Raw genomic sequence first — 1,599 nt, 5'->3', positions numbered from 1 at the left:
CTTGTCCTTACCCAAAACTCTGAAAAGCGCCGGCCGGTAGGCCGGCGCTTTTTTTTGGCATTACTCCTGCAACAGTTGGGCGGCCATCTGCACGCCTTCGACGAGCAGGCGCAGGCTGCGTCGGCCGAGCCAGAGGGTCTGCCAACCGGGCGGCCCGTCGCCCTTGCGGCCCAGGTGGCCACCGAGCGCGGCCAGGGCCAGGTAGACCTCGCGCACCGTGGCCAGGGGGCGCCGCCGCTGGTGGCGCAGCACCCGCAACTCCGTGCCCGTCAGGCCGGACGCCTCCGCCGGCAGGTTCGGCTCCAGCCGGCTTTTCTCGCGCAAGTCCACCAGCGCCAGCGCCACCACACTCAGCAAGGCCACGGCCGCGAAGAGCCGGGCCGCCGTTTGCAACTGCAGCTTCTCCGCCCCGAGCCCCGTCTTCAGGGCCTTATGGAAGTCCTCGATGAGCCAGCGGCTGGCGTACTGGCGGGCGCAGACCATCGCCTGGGCCAGGTCGGTGACGGGCTGGTCGCAGAGCAAGAGCCACTCCAGCCCGGGCCGGGCCGCCTCCGGACTCCCTTCCTCCCAAACCCGCACGACGCTGCCGGGAATGGGCGCGCCTTTGCCCGTGGCCCCGCCCGGCCGCTGCGGGGCACGCAGGCCCAGGGCCGGGCTGAAACTCACCTGCAACACCACGTCCCGGGCCGGCTGGCGGGGCCGCCCGCGCAGCGAGAACAGGAAGGTGCCCGCGCTGGGCTGGGCCCGGGCCAGCTCAAACAGGCGGCCGGCCGGCAACTTGTTGGCCCCGGCCACCAGGGCCCGGTTCTGGGCGGCCCGCACCACAAAGCCCAGACCCTGGGCCTGGCATTGCTGCAAATGCTCGTAAATATCGGCCCCGCGGTCAGCCACCACCACCCAGCGCGTCCCCGGCGGCGGACTGCCGACCGCCCGCAGGCTCTGGGCCCACAGGGCCGACTCGCGGGGCCGCCCCTGGCGGGGGCGGGAGCCGCCGTGGGAGGACGCTTTTTCGGCCTCGGGTACGGGCTGGCGCACGTGAAACTGCTGGTCGAGCAGGCCCAGCAGCGGCAGGGCGGGCCGTTTGGCCGCCGGGTCGGGGTCCTGCTCCGGCCAGGCGGCGGCCACCAGCGAATGCAGCAGCACGCCCTGGCTCGTGGCCTTGCCTGGCCCCACCGGTCCGAGGCCCGCCCGGCGCTCGGCCGCTTCGGGCCAACTCAGCTCGGTCGTATCTTCTACCAACAGGAACGTGCCGGGGGCCTGCAGCTGCTGAGCCACGTGCTGGCGGTGAGGGGCTTGCAGCGCATCCGGGGTGGTCTGCGCGTGGCCCAGCAGCTGGTAGGCGGCTTTGCTGGCGTAGGACTGTCCCTGGCTCAGCCGCGGAATCGTGGCCCCCGGCTCCCGCGCCCAGCCCGCCGCCAGGGTCACCGCCCGCCGGCTACGGCGCACATCGCCCAACCCCACCCCACCAAAATGCGTCTGCGCCCACTGCTGCGCCTCGCCGAAGCCTGTTGAAATGCTCATGTCCGAAAGCTACTACCCGCCCACAAAAAAAGCGCCGACCTACTGGCCGGCGCTTTCTGAGTTTTGGGTAAGGACAAG

General features: G+C 71.7%; 1 protein-coding gene. It reads right to left on the bottom strand.

Annotation, left to right across the window (positions count from 1 at the left end; translation table 11 throughout):
• Positions 1–60 precede the first annotated feature (60 nt).
• Positions 61–1,521 (bottom strand): IS4 family transposase, encoded by a 1,461-nt coding sequence (locus HBN54_RS23140; protein WP_168675617.1) that lies wholly within the window; start codon positions 1,519–1,521, stop codon positions 61–63.
• Between the last annotated feature and the right edge of the window lie 78 nt (positions 1,522–1,599).

The sequence above is a fragment of the Hymenobacter artigasi genome (assembly GCF_012275535.1).
Classification (GTDB): Bacteria; Bacteroidota; Bacteroidia; order Cytophagales; family Hymenobacteraceae; genus Hymenobacter; species Hymenobacter artigasi.
The sequence above is the reverse complement of the archived record's forward strand: the minus strand, read 5'-3'. Positions and strand labels throughout refer to the sequence as shown.

Excerpts from the sequence above, each read along its gene's own strand:
- HBN54_RS23140 (WP_168675617.1), bottom strand. The coding sequence starts at position 1,521 with ATGAGCATTTCAACAGGCTTCGGCGAGGCGCAGCAGTGGGCGCAGACG.